Genomic DNA, 22,747 nt, shown 5'->3' on the forward strand with positions numbered 1-22,747 from the left:
ATATCCCGAAGCGCGCGACCCGCTCTCGAACGCGGCCTGGTGACCCGGCCGCGACCAGCCGGGGGCCCCCGATGGCGGTAGCCGCTGGCAATACCGGACCAATATCTGCCGCTGGTCGGATGGGCTTGTGAAAACGCCGGAAAATCGCCCCGGCCTCACATCCAGATGACGGTGCGCGGGCGCCCAATATCCCAGTGGCGCGCGCCTTACGGCGCCGCTGCACTCATCCCATCAACAGCTAAGGAGTGAGAAATGTCGAACCAACTTCATCCTCACGGCCAATGGATTTTTGTATTTTCCGCGGCCCTGCTCTTGTCCCCCACGATTTCGTTTGCCCAAGAGCGGCATGGAACCCCGGCAGCAATGGAACATCAGCAACACGGTGGCGGCGCACGCAACCAACAAGATGATCGCGGTCAACGCGGCGAACGCGGCGTCGAAATGCAACGGCAACCTTTTGGATATCAGCGACTGCAACGTCCGCACGAAATCGACATGCGCCCAAAGACCTTTGATGCGGACCGCTATCACCACAATTTCCGCGCTGCGCAAAATTACAGGATTGGCCCGTATCACGCCCGACCGGGCTTCGAGTACCGGCGCTGGCGTTATGGCGACATCCTGCCCGCCGAGTTCTGGGGGCCGGACTACCTGCTCACGGATTACTGGCTGTTTGGTTTGGACATGCCGCCAGTCGGCTACGAGTGGGTCCGCTACGGCAACGATGGGCTGATGATCAATCTGGCAACAGGCGAAATCGTGCAGAGCGTTTACGACATCTTCCATTGATGTTCCGTTTCGCCAAGCCGGCCAGCGCGAGACCGCTGGCCGGTCGGACCGTAATCGCAACCGCTCACTTCTTGGCCGGATGGTGCGCTGCCATCTCGCACCTGTCGTATTCCTCCCGGCTCAACTTCAGATCCTTGTTGGTGTCGCATTGGCGAAGACGCGCTGCGATTTCCGGGGGGTAGACGTCGATCTCCGGCAAGGTGACGACTCCATTCTTGTCTTTGTCCATCTCGTTGTAGGCCGGCAACGGAACTCTATAGAGAACGGTATCCGGGGGGGCGGCGATCGCGGTCTGCATGACCACCGCCAGAAAGGCGGCACTGCACGCAGCGGCAACATGATGGGTGCTGGGCATCGCAAGGTTCTCCGTCAGTGGATTCAGACCATCTGAATCCCTTGGCTACTTAGCGCTGGGCATCCGTGCGTCGACGTGAAAAGTGCGCGCATAAGCGACTGCTCCTCAGCCCTGCTTCAGCCCGGCGGCTATTTGCAGGCCTGCTGCACCCGGTTGTCCCAATAGCTCGACAGCTGGAACGAACGTTTCATCCCCGCCTTTTCATAGGCCGCAGCGCGCTGGGCCCGGGTGGCCTCGCATTGCGTTGGCGCCACCGTGCGGGTTGTACGTCCCGGTACGCGGTAGTTGCGACGGCGATCATGTGGTGGATTGCGAACGGCCAAATCCCGGCGGATACGTTCCAGTCGATGCACCTCATCGACCGAGCGATCTGCAGCTGCGTGTGCATCCCACGATTTGACCGGTGCGCCGCTACTGCAGGGCGCGGACTGGTAGATGGCGTTGCCGCCTTCGACGCACTTGTGGACCTGTTGCGCGTTGGCCGTTGCTGCCAGTGCCATCAACGCGATGATGAGACGAACATCCATGAATTCCTTCTCCTTAGTAGTGCGGCCAGTGCGGGTCGCACCGGGCCAGCGACGCTGCGTTGGAAGCGGTAAAAACAGACGTGCCGACCCATCATGCGATGCCGCCGCGGCCGGTCACAACAGTGCTGGATTTTGCTTGAAGAGCTGCATGCGAAGTTTTTTGCAAGAAACTGCTTGCGAAGGAAAAACGCCCCGGCTATCATTTCGTTCTCAGCGAAGTGGGGCCATAGCTCAGCTGGGAGAGCGCCTGCATGGCATGCAGGAGGTCGGCGGTTCGATCCCGCCTGGCTCCACCAAATCCGGGCAATAGGCCGTCCGGATCGCGAAGGTACAACTTGATGAGTTTACGCGTCCCCATCGTCTAGAGGCCTAGGACATCACCCTTTCACGGTGGCGACCGGGGTTCGAATCCCCGTGGGGACGCCATCATCAAGACAATCGAGACCCGATCAGACGGGTCTTTTTTGTTGCGGCAAGTGCTTTTTATCCTCTTCGGGGTTGAAGCAGCGGTAAGCGAAAAATTTTCATGAAACTGTTTCTTTTTCGTGAAAAAGTCGATATCATAGTCGGCTCGCAGCAACATCGTGGGGCCATAGCTCAGCTGGGAGAGCGCCTGCATGGCATGCAGGAGGTCGGCGGTTCGATCCCGCCTGGCTCCACCAAATCCGGGCAATAGGCCGTCCGGATCGCGAAGGTACAACTTGATGAGTTTACGCGTCCCCATCGTCTAGAGGCCTAGGACATCACCCTTTCACGGTGGCGACCGGGGTTCGAATCCCCGTGGGGACGCCATCATCAAGACAATCGAGACCCGATCAGACGGGTCTTTTTTGTTGCGGCAAGTGCTTTTTATCCTCTTCGGGGTTGAAGCAGCGGTAAGCGAAAAATTTTCATGAAACTGTTTCTTTTTCGTGAAAAAGTCGATATCATAGTCGGCTCGCAGCAACATCGTGGGGCCATAGCTCAGCTGGGAGAGCGCCTGCATGGCATGCAGGAGGTCGGCGGTTCGATCCCGCCTGGCTCCACCAACTCCGGGCAATAGGCCGTCCGGATCGCGAAGGTACAACTTGATGAGTTTACGCGTCCCCATCGTCTAGAGGCCTAGGACATCACCCTTTCACGGTGGCGACCGGGGTTCGAATCCCCGTGGGGACGCCATCATCAAGACAATCGAGACCCGATCAGACGGGTCTTTTTTGTTGCGGCAAGTGCTTTTTATCCTCTTCGGGGTTGAAGCAGCGGTAAGCGAAAAATTTTCATGAAACTGTTTCTTTTTCGTGAAAAAGTCGATATCATAGTCGGCTCGCAGCAACATCGTGGGGCCATAGCTCAGCTGGGAGAGCGCCTGCATGGCATGCAGGAGGTCGGCGGTTCGATCCCGCCTGGCTCCACCAACTTTCCAGGCATTAGGCCTGTCTGGCAAGGGAAAATTCGGTTTACGCGTCCCCATCGTCTAGAGGCCTAGGACATCACCCTTTCACGGTGGCGACCGGGGTTCGAATCCCCGTGGGGACGCCAGTTTGAAGAAAAGCCCTGACCAGTTCAGGGCTTTTTTATTGTCTGGCCATCGCGGCTGGCGATGGTCGCCTCATCGAAGGCGAAGCCGGATTTCGCGCAACAGCGGACAGCCGCTTTTCGCGTAGTGCGACCCAACACCCCGCCCCCCCCCCCGGGGGCCCAGGGGTGCCGGGGGCCCGCGGGGGGGGGGGCGGGGCCCGGGCCGGGGCCGCGCCCCCCCCCCCCCCCGGGGGCCACATGCACCACTGAGCCCCAGCGAAGGTCGTGATCGATGCTTGCCGATGAGGCGCCCGTTTTCGGCCCGGCAGAGCCCATTTCCCTCCTCACGCGCGATATCGGCGATGTCGCTCGCAGAGTACGACTGCTGAGGCGCGTAATTCTATCGGTACACGTACTGCGCCCCAGCAGCGGCACCGCGCCTTCCAGGCAGGGGACATCAAGGATGATTGGGGCCAGTGCCCAAAGCTCAATGCGCTGTCGCACAGTACTGCGGCGGTGGCGGTGGCGGTGGCACTGCATGTGATCCGTTGCATGATCCGGTCGCGGAATGGCGTGCGCCTGGATATCGGATACAGGCGCCGCGCAGGTCCGAACTCCGTCACCATTCATGCGGGCTGGCCTCGCAGGCAAACAAAAAGGGCTGAACCGCGAGGTTCAACCCTTGATGTTGTGCGTTGGTGCCGAAGGGGGGACTCGAACCCCCACGCTTTTAAGGGCGGCGGATTTTGAATCCGCTGCGTCTACCGATTCCGCCACTTCGGCTGGCAGGCGGGGAAGTATACCCAACCTTCCCGCGCTTGGGCAGGCTTTCGGCGGGGAAACCTGCAACTTCTCCGGGCGTCCGCGCCGTTATACTCGATGCGCTGGTTTGAACGGGGAAATGCTAATGAGTGGACTGCGCGATGTGCGGGTACTGGTTGTCGAAAATGATGAAATGAATGCCACCCTGTTGCAGCTGCAGCTGTCGAGCCTGGGCGCCCAGGTGATCGGTATTGCCGCCACCGTCAAAGAAGCGCTGGCGATGCTGGACCAGCATGAGCCGCAGGTGGCTTTTCTGGATTACTGGCTGGCCGGGAATGAGCGCAGTGATCCCGTCGCGCAATCGCTGCGCGAACGCGGCACGCCGTTCGTACTGGCGACCGGCATGGACCCGGGCCAGGTACCCGAAGTGTTCCGTACCAGCGTGATGCTGACCAAGCCCTATCTGAGTGCCGATCTGACCCGGGCCCTGTTGAAGGCATTGGAGCTGACACCCGCGCAGTCGTGAGGTTGGCCAGCGCGGTTGTGTGGTGAAGCAAAAGGCCCCGGCGATCGGGGCCTTTTCCATTGAGGCGACAGTTGCGGTCAGCTGCCACGCCTGGCGCGTGCAAAAGCATCGGCCAGTGCATTGTTCGCGGGGGCGGGTGCAACAGCTCCGCGTCCTGGCGATAGTGGACGTCCGCCGCCACGGTTGCCGACACCGTCACGTCGCGGACCTGCGCCCTGCCCCGTGCGCGCATCGGCACCCGCCGCCGGCTTTGCCGATGCCGGGCTGTCTTCCAGGCGACAGGTGAGTGCAATGCGCTTGCGCACCACATCCACTTCCAGCACCTTCACCTTGACGATATCACCGGCCTTGACCACATCGCGCGGGTCCTTGACGTAGGTGTCCGACAGCGCCGAGATGTGGATCAGGCCATCCTGGTGCACGCCGATGTCGACAAAGGCACCGAACGCGGCGACGTTGCTGACCACCCCTTCCAGGATCATGCCTTCGCGCAGGTCCTTGATCTGTTCCACGCCCTCGGCAAAGCGGGCGGCCTTGAATTCGGGGCGGGGATCGCGGCCCGGCTTTTCCAGTTCCTTGAGGATGTCGCGCACTGTCGGCACACCGAACTTTTCATCGGTGAACTGCTCGGCCTTCAGGCTGCGCAGGAAGCTGCCATCCCCCAGCATCGCCTTGATCGGGCGCGCGGTAGCCGCAACGATGCGCTCGACCACCGGATAGGCTTCCGGATGCACGGCCGAGGCATCCAGCGGCTCGTCGCCATCGGCAATGCGCAGGAAACCGGCGCACTGCTCGAAGGTCTTGTCGCCCAGGCGCGGCACCTTGAGCAGTTCCTTGCGACGTTTGAAAGGGCCATTTTCGTCGCGGTGGCGCACGATGTTTTCGGCCACCGTCGAGGACAGGCCGGACACGCGCGCCAGCAATGCCGCGGACGCGGTATTGACGTGCACACCCACGGCATTGACGCAGTCTTCCACCCGCGCCTCCAGGGCGCGGGCCAGCCGGTACTGGTCCACATCGTGCTGGTACTGCCCCACGCCGATCGCCTTGGGCTCGATCTTGACCAGTTCGGCCAACGGATCCTGCAGCCGCCGTGCGATCGACACCGCGCCCCGGATCGACACGTCCAGGTCCGGGAACTCCCTGGCGGCGAACTCCGAGGCCGAATACACCGAGGCCCCCGCTTCGCTGACCACGATCTTCTGCAGCTTGCCCTCGCCCAGCGCCTTGATCACCTCGCCGGCAAGCTTGTCGGTCTCGCGGCTGGCGGTGCCGTTGCCGATCGCGATCAGCTCGACGTTGTGCGTGGCACACAGCTGTTTGAGCGTCTGCAACGACTGCTCCCACTGGCGACGCGGCTCGTGCGGGTAGATGGTGTCGGTGGCCACCAGCTTGCCGGTGGCGTCGACCACGGCGATCTTGCAGCCGGTGCGGATGCCCGGATCCAGTCCGAGCACGGTCTTCGGCCCGGCGGGCGCGGCCAGCAGCAGGTCTTTGAGGTTGTCACCGAACACGGTGATGGCCTCGGCCTCGGCTTTTTCGCGCGCCTGGTTGAACAGGTCCAGCAACAGGTGCATGTGCAGCTTGGCGCGCCAGGTCAGGCGACAGGCGTCGAGCAGCCAGCGGTCAGCGGGGCGGCCCTTGTCGGTGATGCCCGCGCTGTAGGCCACCCGCCCTTCCGCGTACTGGTGGCCAGCCTCGGCTTCGTTGCCAGGATCCAGCTCCAGGAACAGGATTTCCTCGCGGCGGGCACGGAACAGCGCCAGCAGCCGGTGCGAGGGAATCTTCGCCAGCGATTCGGCGTGCTCGAAGTAGTCGCGGTACTTGGCGCCCTGCTCTTCCTTGCCTTCGGCTACGCGCGCGCGGATGACGCCCACTTCGCCCAGCCAGTTGCGCAGTTCACCCACCAGTGTGGCGTCTTCGCCCCAGCGCTCCATCAGGATCGCACGGGCACCTTCCAGCGCGGCCTTGGGATCGGCCACGCCCTTTCCGGCATCGACGAAACCGGCGGCAAAGACCTGCGGGTCCAGATCGGGGTCGGCCAGCAGACCATCGGCCAGCGGTTCCAGTCCTGCCTCGCGGGCGATCTGCGCGCGGGTGCGGCGCTTGGGTTTGTATGGCAGGTACAGATCTTCCAGGCGCGACTTGGTGTCGGCGCCGAGGATTTCTCCGCGCAATTCGTCGCTGAGCTTGCCCTGCTCCTGGATACTGGACAGCACCGCGGCGCGCCGATCTTCCAGCTCNCGGCGCCGAGGATTTCTCCGCGCAATTCGTCGCTGAGCTTGCCCTGCTCCTGGATACTGGACAGCACCGCGGCGCGCCGATCTTCCAGCTCGCGCAGATAGGTCAGGCGCACTTCCAGGTTGCGCAGCTGGGTGTCGTCCAGCCCGCCGGTGATTTCCTTGCGGTAGCGGGCAATGAACGGAACGCTGGCGCCTTCATCCAGCAGCGCGATGGCAGCCTGGGCCTGGGCGGTCTGGGCGCCGATCTCGTCGGCGATGGTCTGGGCGATCTGCTGCGCGAGCTTGATGTCTTGCATTGCTTCCGGCCGGAGCCACGTTACGGAAAGCCGCCATTCTGGCAACGCATGCGGGCGGGGGAAAGCCGTTGACAGCGATGGGCGAACCTGTCGCACATGCGGGTATCAGCGGATACGGCCAGATCAACACGCATCCTTCAGCGCAGGTGTTGAGTGAGCCGCTGGCAGACGATCTCTTCGCGCAGGGTTTCCAGCGCCATCACCCGCATCTGGCCACGTCCATCGACGCTCATCATGCGCTCGACATACACCTCCGGGCCGTGCGCGGTCTCGGCGCGGGTCTTGCTGAAGCCGTAGGGCACCACGCCCTTGTCGCCGTCCTTGCTGCCACCGATATAGAGAACAACTGTCATGGTGGATCAGTACTCCTGTTGCATCGAAAACCCGCGCACGATACGCAGGTGGGCGTTATCGGGATGTACATGAAAGCGCGTGCGTATTGCCCGCGGATGACGGGGTGATTGCACCTTTGCTGCCGGCGCGCGAGCCGGGCTTCAGTGTCGGCCGGGCCACCAGCCATGACCGTGCAATGCATAGTGGTCGGCGGCACGTTCAAACGGATTGCGCACGCTCACGCCACCACACAGCAGATACACCGGTAGAAACAGCGGTCCCAGCACCAGGTACTGGTAGACATGGGCGCGCTCGTGATCGTCCAGGCGTACCAGGCGATGCCGGCAGCGTCCGGCACGGTGCTCATAGGTATGGCACCTGACCTCCAGCGTACTTCCGGTCGTGAGAATCACGTTGCCCAGGGTGATCGCCCCGCCCGGCCCCCATGGCCACTGCCGGAACACCAGTGCACGTTCGCGGCAACTCCACTGCATGCGCGCGCCGGCCGGCATTCCGGCCAATCCGGCGACCAGTCCCAACAACGTATTGGGGCTGGTCCACAGTGCGCCCAGCAGCTGCAGCAGCCCCAGCAGCCATGGCGGAAGGATCAATCGGTCTGGTCGCGGATCGCTGGCCACAGGATCAGATCCACCGGAATGCCGGGAAATGTGGCCGAAGCGATCCAGACGGGCACCCACGCCGCGCGCAACCGCGCACGATTCCAGCCATGGTGATGGGCGATGCCACCGGGCCCACCGGCGCCATCATGCGATCACTCGACAACCGTGACAGCGCTTGGGAGCAGGCGTCAATCGGCCGGCTCCGGCGACGGATGGTCATATCCATTCCCCGTGCCATTCAGCGGGCCTGCTGCCGCAATGCCCGCAACTGTTCGCCGAACCAGCGCGACGCCTCCTGTTCGGGCTGTCCCGGGCACGCCACGCGGTAGGGCTGGCCGCTCATGCTGCTGCGGCTGGCCGCCCGTTCGATGAACTGTTCGGCGCTGTCAACCAGATCGCGTTTGGCCAGGTAGTCGTATTTGCGCTGCAGATGCGCCCGCGCGGCGGTGCCGTCGTACCAGCGGCCGTTGCGCTGGAAACGGCAGTGCGAACTTTCCAGCGCCGATATCAGGCCGGTGATCTCGCGCTGTGCGACCGCCCCGGCCGCCGCGTTCGAAGCACCCGCGCAGGCGAGCATCAACACGGCGATGCCGATCCGGCAGATGGAAATCATCGGCTGCGCGGCTGCAACCAGTTGTGGATCGCCGCGGGAACTTCCCGCTGGGCGCGCCCGGAAACGTAGATCCCGATATGGCCGCCGCGGAAGCCCAGTTCGGTGTAGTCCTTGCTCCCCACCCTGTCTGCCATCGCGCGGGAGGCATCCGGCGGCACCAGATGGTCCTGTTCGGCATAGATGTTGAGCACCGGCAGGGTCAGCCGGGCCAGATCGACCGGCTCTTCGCCGATATGCACGGTGCCTTTCATCAGGCCGTTCTGCTGGTAGAACTGTTTGATGAACTCGCGGAAGGCCTCGCCCGCCAGATCGGGCGAATCGAAAATCCACTTTTCCATGCGCAGGAAATCCTCCAGCGCGGTCTTGTCATCGAGGATGTCCAGCAGGCCGACGTATTTCTGCACATTGAGCCGGAACGGCTTGAGCATCAGGTAGCTGGCATTCATCAGGTCGGCCGGGATATTGCCCAGGGTGTCGACGAACAGGTCCACGTCCACTTTCCGCGCCCAGTTGGACAGCATGTTGTCCGGCGTCTGGAAATCCACCGGAGTCACCATCGTGACCAGATTGCGCACCTTGTGCGGGCGCAGCGTGGCATAGCACAGCGAGAACACCCCGCCCTGGCAGATCCCCAGCAGATTGACCGGCGCGTCATCATCGAGTGCCCGCAGATGGTCCACGGCCCCGTCGATGTAGCGCAGCAGGTAGTCTTCCAGGGTCAGGAAACGTTCGGAGCGATCCGGATAGCCCCAGTCCAGCACATACACGTCCTGCCCCAGTTCCAGCAGCTTCTGCACCAGTGACCGGCCGTCCTGCAGGTCGACCATGTAAGGGCGGTTGACCAGCGCGTAGACGATCAGCAGCGGCGGTTGTCGGCTCGGCTCGCCGCTGCCGATAAAACGGTACAGCTTGACCTTGCCGTCACTCCAGACCTCGCGCCGTTCGGTGACACCGTAATCGACGTCCTCCACGCCCGGCAGCATCTTGAAGCCTTCCAGCAGCTTGCGCTGCATCGCCAGCGTCTCCTGCAGCAGGTCGTCCGTATTGAAACCGAGCGGCCCCTTCATTTCGGCGTCCCGCCTGCCGGGGCGCGCTTGCGTGCACGCGGGCTTGCCGGCTTCGCGGCCGACGGCTTTGCCCTGGCCGCTGGCGGAGACTTCGTCCTCGCCGTAGCAGGCTTCACCTTCGGCGGTGCGGTCGGTTTTGCATCAGGCGGTGCCGCGGTCGCCATCCGCCTTACCAGCCGTTCCAGTTCGGCGATCTTGCGATAGGCCGTATCCATTTCGCTGCGGGTGGGAACACCGATCGACTCGCAGGCCTTTTCCAGCTCGTGCTGGGTGGCCGCGCGCAGGCGCATCTGCGCATTGGCCAGCTCGGCGTAGATGTCGCGGAATTCCTCGGACAGCGCGACCTTGGCATAGGCCTCTTCGGCCGCGTCTATCCACAGGTCGAACAGGGCGCGGGCGCTGGTGAGCTGGCTGCCGGCCGTTTCGTGTTCACCCAGGCGTGCTTCGAACAGCTGGAAGGCATCTTCCAGCACCGCACGGATCTGGGTGACGTAGGCCTCGGCCCGCGCTTTGTACTGCTGCTGGATTTTCAGCAAGGCCTGCCAGCGCGCCTGGTGTTCGCGGGCCGGGCCAAAGGTGGGCGCACCCAGCCACGGGTCGCTTTCACTGAAGCCCCCTTGCAGCAGTCGCGAAAACTCGCGGATCCAGGGCTGGTCGGTCAGCGTGTTGCCACCGCGCGCGGCGTCCAGCATCCAGCGCAGCATGCCATCGCCTTGCCCGAGCACGGCCTCGCGCCACGCCGCGGCCACCTCGGCACTGCTGCTGTCGCGGCCGGCAAACTGCGCGGCCACCTGATGCATGGTGCCCAGCCAATCGCCCGCCTGCCCGCGGAATCGCCGCACGACATCGTCGACGCCGCCGGCATTGCCGGTTCCCAGCAACTGGCTCCATTTTTCGATGCTGTCCTGCCACGGCATGGCGCCGGGTGCCGCGGCATCGGCGGGCGTGCCTTTGCGCAGGGCGTCGCCCCAATTGTTCCAGTACTCCCGGATCAGGGCATCGAAATCGCCTGTTCCGCCGCTGCTGCCCGCTGCCATCGCCACTCTCCCGGATTGTCCGGTGATGATAGCAACCGGCCAGCAGGCCGCGAGGGTCAGGGCTTGGGAATGCGCAGGGTCTTGCTGATCATCAGCGAGCCGGACAGCGCGAACAGCAGTACCAGCGGGTGCAACTGCCACGGGCCCAACTGCCAGGTGCCCCACCATAGCGCCGGCCCGATGGCGCCCAGGTGGGCGGCCACGGCCAGTATGATCACCAGCCCCAGGCTGGTGGGAATCGGGGTGCCTTCGAAATACGGCACCTTGTCCGCGTCACCGGCGATTTCCTCCGCGGTGACGTTGTAGCGCGCCAGCCGGCTGACCCCGCAGCATACGAAGTAACTGAGCACCAGCCAGTCCCAGCCGCCCTGCATGCCGCAGGCGTAGGCCAGGGCAGCCGGGGCGACCCCGAAGGAAACGATGTCGGCCAGCGAATCCAGCTCACGTCCCAGCGTGGACGAGGTTTGGCGCCAGCGGGCGACCCGGCCATCAAGGGCATCGAACACGAACGCGGCGGGAATCAGTGCCATGCCGAACAGCAGGAACCCGCGCTGGCCATCCTGCAGGAAACGCATCGCCGCAAAAACCGCGCCGGTACCGCAGAAGGCGTTGGCCAGCGTGAACCAGTCCGCAAGGTGGAACTCCCGCAACATCGAAAAGTGGCGTTTCATAGGTAACCGCGTGACGGGAAGGTCCAAAGAGTAACGCGCGCCGCATCATCACGACAGCGCACGCTGTGCGCCTGGCGAGAAATTCACCACGCATCTTGACAGTGATGCCCCGCAACGGCTGCAGCGGCTTATCCACAGCCTTGCCAAGGTTTCATCCACACCGGTTGTGGACAAGCGGTGACGGCGCGGCCCAATGCGCTGGCGGCGCCGGGAAGCGCATGGGCTGATCGGTTGGCGATACCTCGCCTGCATTCCGGCCCTCCCCGCCTGGCGACCACAGGGCCACACGTGGATGAGCGCAATGCCGCACGTCTCCGCGGTTACAGGCGCGAATAACGCCACGACTGCATCCGGCCATCGCGGTATGGCATCACCCCGTGGAACGGACGCGGATCCTGATCGAATACCAGCGGCAGGAAATGCTGATCGCCCTCCCACAACGGCAACGACTGGATCTGGTCCACCGGCACCCATTCCAGCGTGCCTTCCGGGTTGACCTCCAGCGGCGTACCGGTGAAATCGTCGATGACGAATACGAAGGCGAACCAGTCTTCCCCGTTCTTGCCGAATCCGGGCCAGCTGATGGTGCCGCGCAGGCGCGTGGTGCCACATTCGATACCGGCCTCCTCGCGGATTTCGCGATGCATGCCGTGCAAGACGTCTTCATCGGCTTCGATCTTGCCGCCGAGCCCGTTGTACTTGCCCAGATGGATGTCACCCGGACGCATGTTGCGGTGGATCATCAACGCCTGGGTGCCATCGGCAGACAACACGTAACCCAGGGTGGCAAGAATCGGGGTGTAGGGCATCGGGATCGGTAATGGCGTAAACAGGCCGGCAGTATGACCGATCAAACGCGCTGGCTCAGCGCACCAGGGCCAGCGGGCTGCGGGCCGGGGCCACCGCATCATCCACCGCCCGCAGAGTGGCCACGCCGTGGCCGCGCTCGGCCAGGTATTGCAGCCACTTGCCGAGGAAGGTGTTCATGCGCATGCGATGGCTGATCAGTTCATCGGGCGGCGGAAACATGCCGACCACATCCTGCCAGCGACGGCCAACGTAGCAGTGGGTGGTCTCGGCCTGCCGCGCATCGCGGTACAGACGCACATAGGCCGAAGGATCGGGCTGGCCGGTCAGCGGATCACAGATGTCGTAGGTCAGGCGCAATTCCACCGTGTAGCGATGGCATTCGATCACGTCCAGGCGCACATCCACGCCATCGCCGATGGATGAGACATGGCTGCCGGCGTGCAGCCGGTCCGGAGCGAACAGCCGGGTCAGGTGCCGGTAGTTCTCCGCGTACAGGCCCATCAGCCAGCTGAGGCGACTCAGCCGGGGAATGCGACCACTGCGGGGACGTATCACTGTCATGTGCCGATCCTACACGCAGGCCTGTGGCGACGGCAGCCCGCGACAGGCGTCGCAGGTGCCGCTTACCGCCCCCTGGCCGGGCTCAGTACATTTCCCGTTGCAGTTCCAGCGTGCCGAGCACCTTGCTGGAGATTTCCTCGATCGAGGTATGGGTGGTGCTCAACGTGGGAATGCGCTCCATGCGGAACATGGTTTCGGCCGCGGCCACTTCGCGCTTGCAGGTTTCGAGACTGGCGTAGCGCGAATCCGGCCGCCGTTCCTGGCGGATCTGCTGCAGCCGGTCCGGGTCGATCGTCAACGCGAACAGTTTCTTGCGGTACGGGCGCAGCCGCGGCGGCAGGCGGTCGTGCTCCAGATCCTCCTCGGTCAACGGATAGTTGGCCGCGCGGATGCCGTAGTGCATCGCCAGATAGATGCAGGTCGGGGTCTTGCCGGCGCGCGACACCGCCACCAGGACCACATCGGCATCGTCATAGTTCACGGCCATGCCATCGTCATGGGTCAGCGCGAAGTTCATCGCATTGATGCGGCGGTGGTAGGTCTCAAAATCGACCATGCCGTGCGCCTGGCCCACTTTGGACAGCCGCGCCGCATCCAGCTCGCGCTCCAGCGGCTCGATGAAGGGCGCGAACACGTCCAGCATCAGCCCCCCGCTCTCTTCCAGTATCCGGCCCAGCTGCGAATCGACGCAGGAGCTGACCACGATCGGCCGCACCTGGTAGCGCTCGCCCGCCGCGCGGATCCGGGCGGCAGCCTCATGCGCCTTCTCCGCGTCGTCGATGAACGACATCCGGTCCGTGACAAAACTGAATCCGCTGAACTGGGTCAGCAGGCTGTGGCCAATGGTTTCGGCGGTGATACCGGTGCCATCGGAAACGTAGAACACCGGGCGTATTGCCGCCATGCTCGAATCCTCACTCATGAAGGGGGGTGCGCGCGAAAGTGAAAGTGAAAGTGGAAGAGTACCGTCACCTGTCCCGGTCAGGACAAGCACAAGACAAAGTATCGTCACAAGCTTGTGCCGATTTGGTGTGCACTGCATCATGTCGGCTTCTTCCTACGGACGTGGCCAGCCAGCCCGCCTCGGGCGATGGCCAAATGGAGCATCGCGCTTGAACGAGAACATCCTGTGGTTGCACGAACTGCGCCTGGCCGACCTGGCCCGCGTCGGCGGCAAAAATTCGTCCCTGGGCGAAATGATCGGCCATCTGGCCGGTCTGGGCGTCTCGGTTCCTGGCGGTTACGCCACGACCTCGGAAGCGTTCAAGGGTTTTATCGCCCATAACGATCTGTCCAAGCGTATTTTCGACAGGCTGGCCACGCTGGATGTCGAAGACGTCAACGCGCTGACCGCAGCCGGCAAGGAAATCCGCGGCTGGGTGGCCGATGCCCCGCTGCAGCCGCAGCTGGACCAGGACATCCGCACCGCCTACAGCCAGTTGTGTGCTGAAAACGGCGGCGGCGAAGTCGCGGTGGCGGTGCGTTCCTCGGCCACGGCCGAAGACCTGCCCGATGCGTCTTTCGCCGGCCAGCAGGAAACCTTCCTCAACGTGACCGGTGCCGACGATGTCGTGCACAAGGTCAAGGAAGTGTTCGCCAGCCTCTACAACGATCGTGCGATCGCCTACCGTGTGCACCACGGCTTCAAGCACGAGGACGTGTTCCTGTCCGCCGGCGTGCAGCTGATGGTGCGCTCGGGCGTGGGTTCCTCCGGCGTGCTGTTCACCCTGGATACCGAGTCCGGCTTCCGTGACGTGGTGTTTGTCACCTCCTCGTTCGGCCTGGGCGAAATGGTCGTGCAGGGGGCGGTCAACCCGGACGAGTTCTATGTCTACAAGCCCACGCTGAATGCCGGCAAGCCGGCGATCCTGCGCCGCTCGCTGGGTTCCAAGGCGATCCGCATGGTGTATTCGGATGTGCCCGGCGAGCGCGTGCGCATCGAAGACACCCCGGCCGAACTGCGCAACACCTTCTCGATCAGTGACGAGGACGTGCAGGAACTGTCCAGGCAGGCCCTGGTCATCGAGAAGCACTACGGCCGCCCGATGGATATCGAGTGGGCCAAGGACGGTGTCAGCGGCAAGCTGTTCATCGTGCAGGCGCGTCCGGAGACGGTGAAGTCGCGTGGCCACGCCACCCAGATCGAGCGTTTCGCGTTGACCGAAAAGGGCGGCAAGGTGCTGGCGGAAGGCCGTGCAGTGGGCGCCAAGATCGGCTCCGGAACCGCGCGGGTGGTGCGCACCCTGGACGACATGGCCCACGTGCAGCCCGGTGACGTGCTGATCGCCGACATGACCGACCCCGATTGGGAGCCGGTGATGAAGCGCGCTTCGGCCATCGTCACCAACCGCGGCGGCCGTACCTGCCACGCCGCGATCATTGCCCGTGAGCTCGGCGTACCGGCCGTGGTCGGTTCCGGCAACGCCACCCAGGCGATCCAGGACGGCCAGGAAGTCACCGTCAGTTGTGCCGAGGGCGACACCGGCGTCATCTACGAAGGCAAGCTGGGCTTCGAGCGCGCCACCACGGATCTGGGCAACATGCCGCCGGCGCCGCTGAAGATCATGATGAACGTGGCCAACCCGGAACGGGCCTTCGACTTCGGCCAGCTGCCCAATGCCGGCATCGGCCTGGCCCGCCTGGAAATGATCATCGCCAGCCACATCGGCATCCATCCCAATGCGCTGCTGGAGTACGCCAAGCAGGATGCGGCGACCAGGAAGAAGATCGACGAGAAGATCGCCGGCTACGCCGATCCGGTCAGCTTCTATGTCAACCGTCTGGCCGAAGGCATCGCCACCCTGACCGCCTCGGTCGCGCCGAACCCGGTGATCGTGCGCCTGTCGGACTTCAAGTCCAACGAGTACGCCAACCTGATCGGCGGCAGCAATTACGAGCCGCATGAAGAGAACCCGATGATCGGCTTCCGCGGCGCCAGCCGCTATGTCGACCCGAGCTTCTCGGCCGCCTTCGCGCTGGAGTGCAAGGCCGTGCTGCGCGTGCGCAACGAGATGGGCCTGGACAACCTGTGGGTGATGATCCCGTTCGTGCGCACCCTGGAGGAAGGCCGCAAGGTCGTCGAGGTACTGGAACAGAATGGCCTCAAGCAGGGTGAGAACGGCCTGAAGATCATCATGATGTGCGAAGTGCCGTCCAACGCACTGCTGGCCGACGAGTTCCTGGACATCTTCGACGGCTTCTCGATCGGCTCCAACGACCTGACCCAGCTGACCCTGGGCCTGGACCGCGATTCGTCGGTCGTCGCGCACCTGTTCGACGAACGGAACCCGGCGGTGAAGAAACTGCTGTCGATGGCGATCAAGTCGGCACGCGCCAAGGGCAAGTACATCGGTATCTGCGGCCAGGGGCCGTCCGATCACCCGGATCTGGCCGAATGGCTGATGCAGGAAGGAATCGAGTCGCTGTCGCTGAATCCCGATACGGTGGTCGACACCTGGCTGCGCCTGGCCACGCTGAAGGCCAAGGATTGACCTTCGGTTATTGAGACAGAACCAGACCCCGCTACGGCGGGGTCTGGTTTCTATGGCGTGCGCCCGATGACCCTGCGAGAGAACCGGCCTGCCGGGCGCGCGGTCCAGCGGCGACGCGGACAACCCGCCCGCAACCGTGTGTATTTCCGCTGTGAGTCGGCCGCAGACGCCCGGGCTTCGCAGTGAAGAGGGACAACCGGCCGGCCTTCCGCCTCGGCCACCGTGAGCGGCAACCGGATCAGGCGCGCCGACGCGGCTTCGCGCCACCGTTTCGAGCTATATGGCCGACTGTTCGGCGGCCAGCAGGTCGTACGCCACCCGCACGGTTTCATAACCGTAGCGGCGTTCCAGCCGACGCTCGATGAAGTGGCCACGCGCCATGTCCTGGTAATAGTCGATGAACATCGCATTTAGTGTTGCACCCGTGGCCGCGCCAATCACCGGCACGGCCTGCGCGGCAAACTTCTCGGTCACCACCACGCCGAAACGTGCAGCAACCTTCTCCACGATTTTGGCCAACCACTTGCCGGCCTCCTTCGGCGACATCCCGATCATCACGCTCCCGCCGCCTGCGGCGCGTCCGGCAAGTTCCGCCGACAGGTGCCGCATCACTTCGGCGGTAAATCCACGGGTGATGTAATAGCCGGTCTCGCTGGCATCGTCCCTGGCTGAATTTCCGCCCAGCGCGAATACCTCCAGACAGGCGTGGCGCGTGGCCATTTCACCCAGGTCGAAGCCTTCGCTGCGGGCCACGTCGGCAACGGAGCGCATCATGATCATCGTCGACACCGGCAGCTCGACAAACAGCGCAGCGAAACCGAACGCGCCACCGATCGCGCCTGATGTGGCCGCGGCCAGCGTGTGCCAGCGGGTGGACGCCTGCTTGCCTGGCGTATTGTCCATGCTCCACAGCGCGGCCTGGGCGGACTTGAACAGCGCGGCTTCGACCGCTCCATGGATCCGGCGTGAGACCGGCTGCGGCAGGCGATTGACCGCAAATTCCAGCGGCGAGCCGATCAGGTTGGCCATCTTCGCCGTCAGGGTCGGCGATTCCAGCAACGCGACCGCACGTCGCAACTCGGCCCAGTCCTGCGCGGTTGGCAGGATCGAAGACCCGGGCGAAGGCGGCAATGCGTCAGTGCCCTTCATGGCCGGAATGATAGCGCCGCCGGCGCCTGTTTCGCGCCAGCAGCGAGATCACCAGCGCATCCACGCGATCCCGGGTGCAAATGGTGTACGCCGCCGATCAGGCGGTTTGCAGGCCTGACAAGGCACCCATGAAGTTGCGGTAATGGCGCAGCTCGGCGATCGAATCGTGCACATCACTCAGCGCGGTATGGCTGGAGGTCTTGTTGAAGCCGGAAGCGACCGACGGCGCCCAACGCCGGGCCAGTTCCTTGACCGTGGAGACATCCAGATTGCGATAGTGGAAATACTTTTCCAGACGCGGCATCTGCCGGTGCAGGAAGCGCCGATCCTGGCAGATCGAGTTGCCGCACATCGGCGAGGCGCCCGCCTTGATCCACGTTGTCAGGAACGTCACCGTCTGGGCTTCGGCTTGGCCCATTGTCACGGTGCTGTCCACCACACGCTGCCACAGGCCGGAGCGGCGATGCTGGTTGCGGTTCCATTCGTCCATGCCTTCCAGACGTTCAAGCGGATGATGGATCGCGAACTGGGGACCTTCGGCCAGCACATTCAGCTGCGCATCGGTGACTACCGTGGCGATTTCGATGATCGAGTCGTTGTCGGTATCCAGACCGGTCATCTCCAGATCGATCCAGATCAATCGTTCACCTTCTGCGCCGTTGTCCGCCATGTGTCTGCCTTGTGCTGGGGTCACGCGCCGCAGCGGCAACCGGGGTTTTGGAAAGATGCACATGATAACGCCATCACGTCAGCGCTCCGTCGTCGGACCGGCTTGCGGCCGTGCCCGCCTGCGCGAGCAGCAGCGGTGGCTTGCCGCGTTTGGCACGGAAATAATTGGTCAATCGTGTGCTGGCCTCCTTGGCCAGTACGCCCCCATGGATTTCCACGCGATGGTTGTGCCGTGAATCGCCGAGCAGATCGAACACGCTGCCGCAGGCGCCGGTTTTGGGGTCGCTGGCCGCATACACCAGCCGCGCCACCCGCGCGTGCACGATGGCCATCGCGCACATCGCGCACGGCTCCAGCGTCACGTACAGCGTGCTGCCGAGCAACCGGTGATTGCCAAGTGCCCTGCCCGCGGTGCGCATCGCCACGATCTCGGCATGGGCGCTGGGATCATGGTCGGCGATGTTGAGGTTCCAGCCCTCGCCCAGCACCTTGCCGTCGGCACTCACCAGCACCGCACCCACCGGGATTTCGTTGAACTCGCGTTGCGCGCGATCGGCCAACGCCAATGCGTGACACATCCAGTCCTCATCCTGGTCATGCACCGGTGTGCCCAGCGGCGGAGGTGGGGGCAAGCGCTCAATCATGGCCATTGGCTTGGCAAAAAAACGGCTCGAAGGCGCCGGAGGTGCAGGGCTGGACAGGTGCCGCAGCCCGCGACAGGCGGCGGACCGCCTCTCCAGAACCGCGATGCCCCATCCCCAACACCGGCGCAGCCTTGGCGGCACACATTTGTGCATGGTTCAACGGCGGCACGGCGTTACGGATAGGCGAGGACATGGGGACTCCGGCGGCCGGCCACATGCCGGCAATCGCCATGCAAGTTTAGCCCACGCCGGGGGACGTGGCCGCCATTCCCCGCAGGCCACGGACGGCCGCGGGATACTCTATGGCGGCCGCCACTGCCGGCCACGTTGCCTGTTCATGCGAGATCGCCCATGCACGTCCTGTCCGCCCTGCCCCCGATCGCACCGGGTCACTACCGCCACTTCAAAGGCGGCAACTACGAGGTGGTCGGTGTGGTCCGCCACAGCGAAACCCTGGAGCCGATGGTGCTGTATCGCCCGCTGGATTCCGATGTCGGCCTGTGGGTACGGCCTTATGCGATGTTTGTCGCGCAGGTTGAAGTGGACGGGCAATTGCAGCCGCGCTTTGCGCCGGTCGCGCCCGGCACTTGAATGGATAAATTGCCGTAACGCCCACGCTGGCAATGACAGCCCAATCGCGGGAATGCAGGACCGTGGCCGCCGCCAGTCGCCAGTTCGAGCTGACGCCGGCCGAGACCGGGGGCTGGGATGAAGACGGCAAGCGTGTCCTGGAGAACGCGCTGCCGGCCAAGCCCGAGGATGCGCGCGAGCAGTACAAACCCAGCTCAAGGATTTCCAGGACGCCTACGGCGAGGCATGCCGGAGATCGTCGCCCGCAAAAAGCGGGCCTCCCTGCCGGGAAGGGACGAGAGTTGATGCTTCCGGTCCCACAGCGGCTGCAGGACGATGACGTGGTGGAGCCGATGACCAAGCTCTGCCAGTGGTGGCCGTGGCCCCACGCGCCGTGAATTGCAAACCGGCCAAGGTGAACGCCGAGTTGGCTGCGCCACTCAAGCAGTTGATCTAGGCAGGGCAGTCGTTCGGCTATCGCACCGTTACCGCACAGCTCGGGATAAACACGTTTCGTAGGTTTCGATGCGGTAGAACGACGGATGTGGCGAAGCCTGGCTCAACCTGACCTGCTGTGGTCCAGCTTCTGGACACGCATCTATGTCGGCCCGCAGCGAGGTGTCGACGCCAGGCACCGACACCCCATCGTTGCCGCTACATCAATATGGCGCGGGTGTGTTCCTGCTGGCGATTGGCCGCCAGCAGTTCATCGCGGCCTTGCGCCTCTTGGGCCAAGCGCGGACTGCTCAGCTCCAGCGGCTGCTGCACCGCCTCGTCGCGTTCGACGAGCACGCGACGCATCGCCGGATCGTTCATCTCGCCCTGCACCGCGATCAACCCCTTGCCATCCTGGCTGGAGACCACGTGGTCGATGCGACTCAAGCCGCTGGCCTGCGCCTCCAGCGCGATTTGCCCGGCTGTATTTTCCAAGGCCCGGCGGTTGTGGAAACCTGCCTGCGGCGCCAATGCTTCCAGCCTGCCCATCGCCTGCTGGAACAGCCGGTTACCCGGGTGGGCCGGGTCGGACATCAGTGCGACGCCCTGCTCCTGCGACTGGCTTAGTGCACGCAGCTTGCCCAGTGCCGCCGGCCCGGCAATACCGTCGGCTTGCAGACCGTGGTTGCGCTGGAATTCCTGGACCGCGTCCACGGTGCGGTTGCCGTAATCGGCATCAACACACAGTTCGTGTCCATGCTTATCGCGGATCCCCTGCGCACGCAGCATCTGCTGCAACTCACGCACCGATTCCCCACGCTCGCCCTTACGCAGTACTCCATCGGCCAGCGCATCGGCGCCGGCTGCGACCGCTGCGCGGGTCGGCTGCCCCACTTCACCGCGTCCCAAACGTTCCATGACATCCGGGGTCAGCTCGCGCTCCCATGCCTCGAAACGCCGCTGGCGATCATCCAGACCATTGAGGCCACCATTGATGGCACGCGTGGCGCCACGCACGTCCTCTCGCGACACTTCCAGCACGCGGCTTTCCCAGTACCACACCGCAATTCGCGCGGCGTGTTCCGGCTGCGCTGCCAGCTCGGGGTGTTTGACCAGGTCCAGGCCCAGCGCCCGCCCGGCCTTCCCGTAATTCTCTTTGCCTGTCAGCTGCATATAGCCGCGACCGCGGTACAGATAGCCATCACCGGACTGGTTGTTGCCCATGCGACCGCCATACATCAGATCGCCTAGGGATTCGGGGCGGCCACGCAACGCCTCCAGCCGGGCTGCTTCCAGCGCCTCCGGGCCTTGGCGCATGGCCGATGCCACCGGGATCTGCGAAATATCCCGCGTATAGCGGAAGCCTTCTTCCAGACGGTTCAGCCCGCTGGACTCGTGCCCCACCTGCGCCATGAAGTTGGCCAGTTCGCGCGGCGAGGTGATCCCTGCCCGCATGGCCTCCTGCAACAACTGCAACTCCCTGTCCTTTGACATGATGAAACTCCTGGTTGACCCGCGTGAACAACCCCGTCTCCTGGCGGTGCACGATTACGGCAGCGTCACCTCCGGCACGCTGGACGGATCGAAATCCTCAAACCGCACCTTGCCGAGCTCGGCTGCCGTGAAATCCTTTTTGGTTTCCGCGTCGGTATCGGTATCGATGACCTGCCGGCTCACCGATTCCAACCACCATGCCTTTTCAGCAGGCGCATAGCGGAACGTATAGGAATCGGTCCAGCGCTCGCGGCTGCCACCGCTGTTGACAACAGTGAAGCCGCCCACGAACACGCGCGTATAGCCGAAAGGATCACCCATCACCCCACCGCAGGTAGAACACGGCACCAACTTGTCATTGCCAGCGGCCGGGTGCCATTTCCCATCGGCACTGCCCAGCACCAGCATCACGATGCGGTTCGAACCGTCGTCGCCAGCAGCCAACTTGTCGGGTGCCGGCCGATCAATAACCAGTAACGCATCGCCAATGCCATCACCGTTGAGATCGCCCTTGCTGATTTCCAGCAGCCTCGCCCCTGCTGGCACAAATGCCTTCGCATCATCCTTGGCCGCGCTGCGTTCCATTTCCATCAATCCAGCCTCCTTCAATTGCATATTCGACCCACCCGCATCCTGCGCAGGCGTTGTTACCGGGGCTGCTGCCGCGGACGCAGCCACCACCCCGGGCGGCTGGGAATTGCAGGCCGTGGCAGCAGCGGTCGCAAGAACCGCCCCCAGGACGACAGGAAGATATTTCATGGGCAATAACGCTCCTTTTTAAGACCCTATGGAAAACCATATTTTCCAAAGCACCACGTTATTAGAAATATCTAAACTCAGACTTACTACAAGCAGAATATACAATTTCGCACTCTTGTATGACGCGACCGCCTTCGCACCTATCCATGGCCATGCGTGATGACTGCTCAAGTGTTTCTGCGCGCACGATACTAGACGTGCTTGCGCCTTTGTTCCTCGCCGCTTCCGTCGGATCTGCGATCGCCACACACTGATTGTGATAGGCGATTCGAATCTTGCAATTACTTCCTCCTCCACGCTTACACTCACTAAGCGCCAGAGCCAGCGCGGCCCGCTTGGACTTTTGGGAAACAGCTACCCCGGTTGCGGTTGGACCGTTCAAATCAGTCGAACCCTCGGCAACCGCGCCCCAACGTGTTTCCCACCGGCCGGTTGCAACCGGTCCTGACGAGGCCGCCCCCCCGCCAGTAGAAATTGGCGCACACCCCTGCACACCTTGGCCTCCTATTGGATACATGCCAGGAGGGCAACCGCCTTCGGCAAAGGCCAGAATCGGAGTAAACATAATAAACACAAAAAAAAGGAATTTAGTCATCATATAATCGTAAAACCCATGCAATAATCCTATATGGAATCGGCGTTGCCGAATTTTCCTTTCGGAGATGAATTAACCGAGGAGTTTTGTTGGGCTATCGCAATCCTCCGGCCCGTCTGCTGGACATGTTGGTCACTGCCACTATTGCTTGAGTTGGTAGCAGCCCCAGGCGTATAAGACCCAGGCGGCTGCCCCTGTGGGCCCGGCTGCGCGCCCGCCGCGCCGCCTATCTGC

At 63.5% G+C, this 22,747-nt stretch carries 22 protein-coding genes, 9 tRNA genes and 2 pseudogenes; 13 read left to right on the forward strand and 20 right to left on the reverse strand.

The window, feature by feature from the left end:
- Positions 1 to 252 precede the first annotated feature (252 nt).
- Positions 253 to 789, forward strand: coding sequence for an RcnB family protein (locus QZH66_RS06795; protein ID WP_305805198.1), 537 nt, complete (start codon positions 253 to 255; stop codon positions 787 to 789).
- Positions 790 to 853: 64 nt separating this feature from the next.
- Here QZH66_RS06795 and QZH66_RS06800 read toward each other — a convergent pair whose 3' ends face one another.
- Positions 854 to 1,144 (reverse strand): hypothetical protein, encoded by a 291-nt coding sequence (locus QZH66_RS06800; protein ID WP_305805199.1) that lies wholly within the window; start codon positions 1,142 to 1,144, stop codon positions 854 to 856.
- A 128-nt stretch (positions 1,145 to 1,272) separates the two neighbouring features.
- Positions 1,273 to 1,671, reverse strand: coding sequence for a DUF4124 domain-containing protein (locus QZH66_RS06805; RefSeq protein ID WP_305805200.1), 399 nt, complete (start codon positions 1,669 to 1,671; stop codon positions 1,273 to 1,275).
- A gap of 220 nt (positions 1,672 to 1,891) precedes the next feature.
- Here QZH66_RS06805 and QZH66_RS06810 point away from each other — a divergent pair.
- From QZH66_RS06810 to QZH66_RS06845, 8 genes are all read left to right on the forward strand, one after another.
- Positions 1,892 to 1,967, forward strand: a tRNA-Ala gene (locus tag QZH66_RS06810).
- 54 nt (positions 1,968 to 2,021) lie between these two features.
- Positions 2,022 to 2,097 (forward strand) — tRNA-Glu (locus QZH66_RS06815).
- 160 nt (positions 2,098 to 2,257) lie between these two features.
- A tRNA-Ala gene (locus QZH66_RS06820) sits at positions 2,258 to 2,333 on the forward strand.
- A 54-nt stretch (positions 2,334 to 2,387) separates the two neighbouring features.
- Positions 2,388 to 2,463 (forward strand) — tRNA-Glu (locus QZH66_RS06825).
- Positions 2,464 to 2,623: 160 nt separating this feature from the next.
- Positions 2,624 to 2,699: transfer RNA gene (locus QZH66_RS06830), tRNA-Ala, on the forward strand.
- Between the two features lie 54 nt (positions 2,700 to 2,753).
- Positions 2,754 to 2,829, forward strand: a tRNA-Glu gene (locus QZH66_RS06835).
- Positions 2,830 to 2,989: 160 nt separating this feature from the next.
- A tRNA-Ala gene (locus QZH66_RS06840) sits at positions 2,990 to 3,065 on the forward strand.
- Positions 3,066 to 3,113: 48 nt separating this feature from the next.
- Positions 3,114 to 3,189 (forward strand) — tRNA-Glu (locus tag QZH66_RS06845).
- Positions 3,190 to 3,864: 675 nt separating this feature from the next.
- Here the strand turns inward: QZH66_RS06845 and QZH66_RS06850 are convergent.
- Positions 3,865 to 3,951: transfer RNA gene (locus tag QZH66_RS06850), tRNA-Leu, on the reverse strand.
- A gap of 124 nt (positions 3,952 to 4,075) precedes the next feature.
- Here QZH66_RS06850 and QZH66_RS06855 point away from each other — a divergent pair.
- Positions 4,076 to 4,456 (forward strand): response regulator, encoded by a 381-nt coding sequence (locus QZH66_RS06855; RefSeq protein ID WP_305805201.1) that lies wholly within the window; start codon positions 4,076 to 4,078, stop codon positions 4,454 to 4,456.
- Between the two features lie 77 nt (positions 4,457 to 4,533).
- Here QZH66_RS06855 and QZH66_RS06860 read toward each other — a convergent pair.
- The 11 genes and pseudogenes from QZH66_RS06860 to QZH66_RS06910 form a co-directional block, all read right to left on the reverse strand.
- Positions 4,534 to 6,995 (reverse strand): annotated as a pseudogene (locus tag QZH66_RS06860) (Tex family protein).
- A 137-nt stretch (positions 6,996 to 7,132) separates the two neighbouring features.
- Positions 7,133 to 7,348, reverse strand: a complete 216-nt coding sequence (locus QZH66_RS06865) for a hypothetical protein (protein ID WP_305805202.1) — start codon at positions 7,346 to 7,348, stop codon at positions 7,133 to 7,135.
- A gap of 141 nt (positions 7,349 to 7,489) precedes the next feature.
- Positions 7,490 to 7,966, reverse strand: coding sequence for a hypothetical protein (locus QZH66_RS06870; protein ID WP_305805203.1), 477 nt, complete (start codon positions 7,964 to 7,966; stop codon positions 7,490 to 7,492).
- Positions 7,936 to 8,096 (reverse strand): annotated as a pseudogene (locus QZH66_RS06875) (stress-responsive transcriptional regulator). The gene QZH66_RS06870 and the pseudogene QZH66_RS06875 overlap by 31 nt, the downstream one beginning before the upstream one ends.
- Before the next feature lie 90 nt (positions 8,097 to 8,186).
- Positions 8,187 to 8,561, reverse strand: a complete 375-nt coding sequence (locus QZH66_RS06880; RefSeq protein WP_305805204.1) for a DUF5329 domain-containing protein — start codon at positions 8,559 to 8,561, stop codon at positions 8,187 to 8,189.
- Positions 8,558 to 9,628, reverse strand: a complete 1,071-nt coding sequence (locus QZH66_RS06885; protein WP_305805205.1) for a class III poly(R)-hydroxyalkanoic acid synthase subunit PhaC — start codon at positions 9,626 to 9,628, stop codon at positions 8,558 to 8,560. Before QZH66_RS06885 ends, QZH66_RS06880 begins: the two co-directional genes overlap by 4 nt.
- Positions 9,625 to 10,665 (reverse strand): class III poly(R)-hydroxyalkanoic acid synthase subunit PhaE, encoded by a 1,041-nt coding sequence (gene phaE, locus QZH66_RS06890; protein ID WP_305805225.1) that lies wholly within the window; start codon positions 10,663 to 10,665, stop codon positions 9,625 to 9,627. Before phaE ends, QZH66_RS06885 begins: the two co-directional genes overlap by 4 nt.
- 56 nt (positions 10,666 to 10,721) lie before the next feature.
- Positions 10,722 to 11,336 carry a CDP-alcohol phosphatidyltransferase family protein gene (locus QZH66_RS06895; RefSeq protein WP_305805206.1) on the reverse strand — a complete coding sequence of 205 codons (615 nt, stop codon included), beginning with the start codon at positions 11,334 to 11,336 and terminating at the stop codon, positions 10,722 to 10,724.
- A 320-nt stretch (positions 11,337 to 11,656) separates the two neighbouring features.
- Complete coding sequence (locus QZH66_RS06900) at positions 11,657 to 12,145, reverse strand: 8-oxo-dGTP diphosphatase (protein WP_305805207.1); 489 nt, start codon at positions 12,143 to 12,145, stop codon at positions 11,657 to 11,659.
- A gap of 55 nt (positions 12,146 to 12,200) precedes the next feature.
- The gene (locus tag QZH66_RS06905) at positions 12,201 to 12,707 is read right to left on the reverse strand and encodes a DUF1249 domain-containing protein (RefSeq protein WP_305805208.1); all 507 of its coding nucleotides are present in this window, start codon (positions 12,705 to 12,707) and stop codon (positions 12,201 to 12,203) included.
- A gap of 82 nt (positions 12,708 to 12,789) precedes the next feature.
- Complete coding sequence (locus QZH66_RS06910; protein WP_305805209.1) at positions 12,790 to 13,611, reverse strand: pyruvate, water dikinase regulatory protein; 822 nt, start codon at positions 13,609 to 13,611, stop codon at positions 12,790 to 12,792.
- Positions 13,612 to 13,819: 208 nt separating this feature from the next.
- Between QZH66_RS06910 and ppsA the strand changes: the two genes are divergently transcribed.
- Positions 13,820 to 16,198 carry a phosphoenolpyruvate synthase gene (gene ppsA / locus QZH66_RS06915; protein ID WP_305805210.1) on the forward strand — a complete coding sequence of 793 codons (2,379 nt, stop codon included), beginning with the start codon at positions 13,820 to 13,822 and terminating at the stop codon, positions 16,196 to 16,198.
- Positions 16,199 to 16,474: 276 nt separating this feature from the next.
- Here the strand turns inward: ppsA and QZH66_RS06920 are convergent, their stop codons facing one another.
- The 4 genes from QZH66_RS06920 to QZH66_RS06935 all read right to left on the reverse strand — a co-directional run bounded on the left by QZH66_RS06920 (position 16,475) and on the right by QZH66_RS06935 (position 18,853).
- Entirely contained in the window at positions 16,475 to 17,347 is an 873-nt protein-coding gene (locus tag QZH66_RS06920) for an EcsC family protein (RefSeq protein ID WP_305805211.1), read from the reverse strand.
- Between the two features lie 97 nt (positions 17,348 to 17,444).
- Positions 17,445 to 18,017: an oligoribonuclease gene (gene orn / locus QZH66_RS06925; protein WP_305805212.1), complete on the reverse strand. Its 573-nt coding sequence runs from the start codon at positions 18,015 to 18,017 to the stop codon at positions 17,445 to 17,447.
- 73 nt (positions 18,018 to 18,090) lie between these two features.
- Complete coding sequence (tadA, locus tag QZH66_RS06930; protein WP_305805213.1) at positions 18,091 to 18,660, reverse strand: tRNA adenosine(34) deaminase TadA; 570 nt, start codon at positions 18,658 to 18,660, stop codon at positions 18,091 to 18,093.
- Positions 18,653 to 18,853 (reverse strand): hypothetical protein, encoded by a 201-nt coding sequence (locus QZH66_RS06935; RefSeq protein WP_305805214.1) that lies wholly within the window; start codon positions 18,851 to 18,853, stop codon positions 18,653 to 18,655. The genes tadA and QZH66_RS06935 overlap by 8 nt, the downstream gene beginning before the upstream one ends.
- 158 nt (positions 18,854 to 19,011) lie before the next feature.
- On the opposite strand from QZH66_RS06935, the gene QZH66_RS06940 reads away from it, so the two are divergent.
- Both QZH66_RS06940 and QZH66_RS06945 read left to right on the forward strand, forming a co-directional pair.
- The gene (locus QZH66_RS06940) at positions 19,012 to 19,251 is read left to right on the forward strand and encodes a DUF1653 domain-containing protein (protein WP_305805215.1); all 240 of its coding nucleotides are present in this window, start codon (positions 19,012 to 19,014) and stop codon (positions 19,249 to 19,251) included.
- Positions 19,252 to 19,313: 62 nt separating this feature from the next.
- Positions 19,314 to 19,628, forward strand: coding sequence for a hypothetical protein (locus QZH66_RS06945; protein ID WP_305805216.1), 315 nt, complete (start codon positions 19,314 to 19,316; stop codon positions 19,626 to 19,628).
- Between the two features lie 256 nt (positions 19,629 to 19,884).
- Here the strand turns inward: QZH66_RS06945 and QZH66_RS06950 are convergent, their stop codons facing one another.
- Both QZH66_RS06950 and QZH66_RS06955 read right to left on the reverse strand, forming a co-directional pair.
- On the reverse strand, positions 19,885 to 21,159 hold the full coding sequence (locus QZH66_RS06950; RefSeq protein ID WP_305805217.1) for an XVIPCD domain-containing protein: 1,275 nt from the start codon (positions 21,157 to 21,159) through the stop codon (positions 19,885 to 19,887).
- Positions 21,160 to 21,213: 54 nt separating this feature from the next.
- Entirely contained in the window at positions 21,214 to 21,918 is a 705-nt protein-coding gene (locus QZH66_RS06955; protein WP_305805218.1) for a hypothetical protein, read from the reverse strand.
- Between the last annotated feature and the right edge of the window lie 829 nt (positions 21,919 to 22,747).

The sequence above is a fragment of the Stenotrophomonas sp. YIM B06876 genome (assembly GCF_030711595.1).
In the GTDB taxonomy this organism is placed as follows: Bacteria; Pseudomonadota; Gammaproteobacteria; order Xanthomonadales; family Xanthomonadaceae; genus Stenotrophomonas.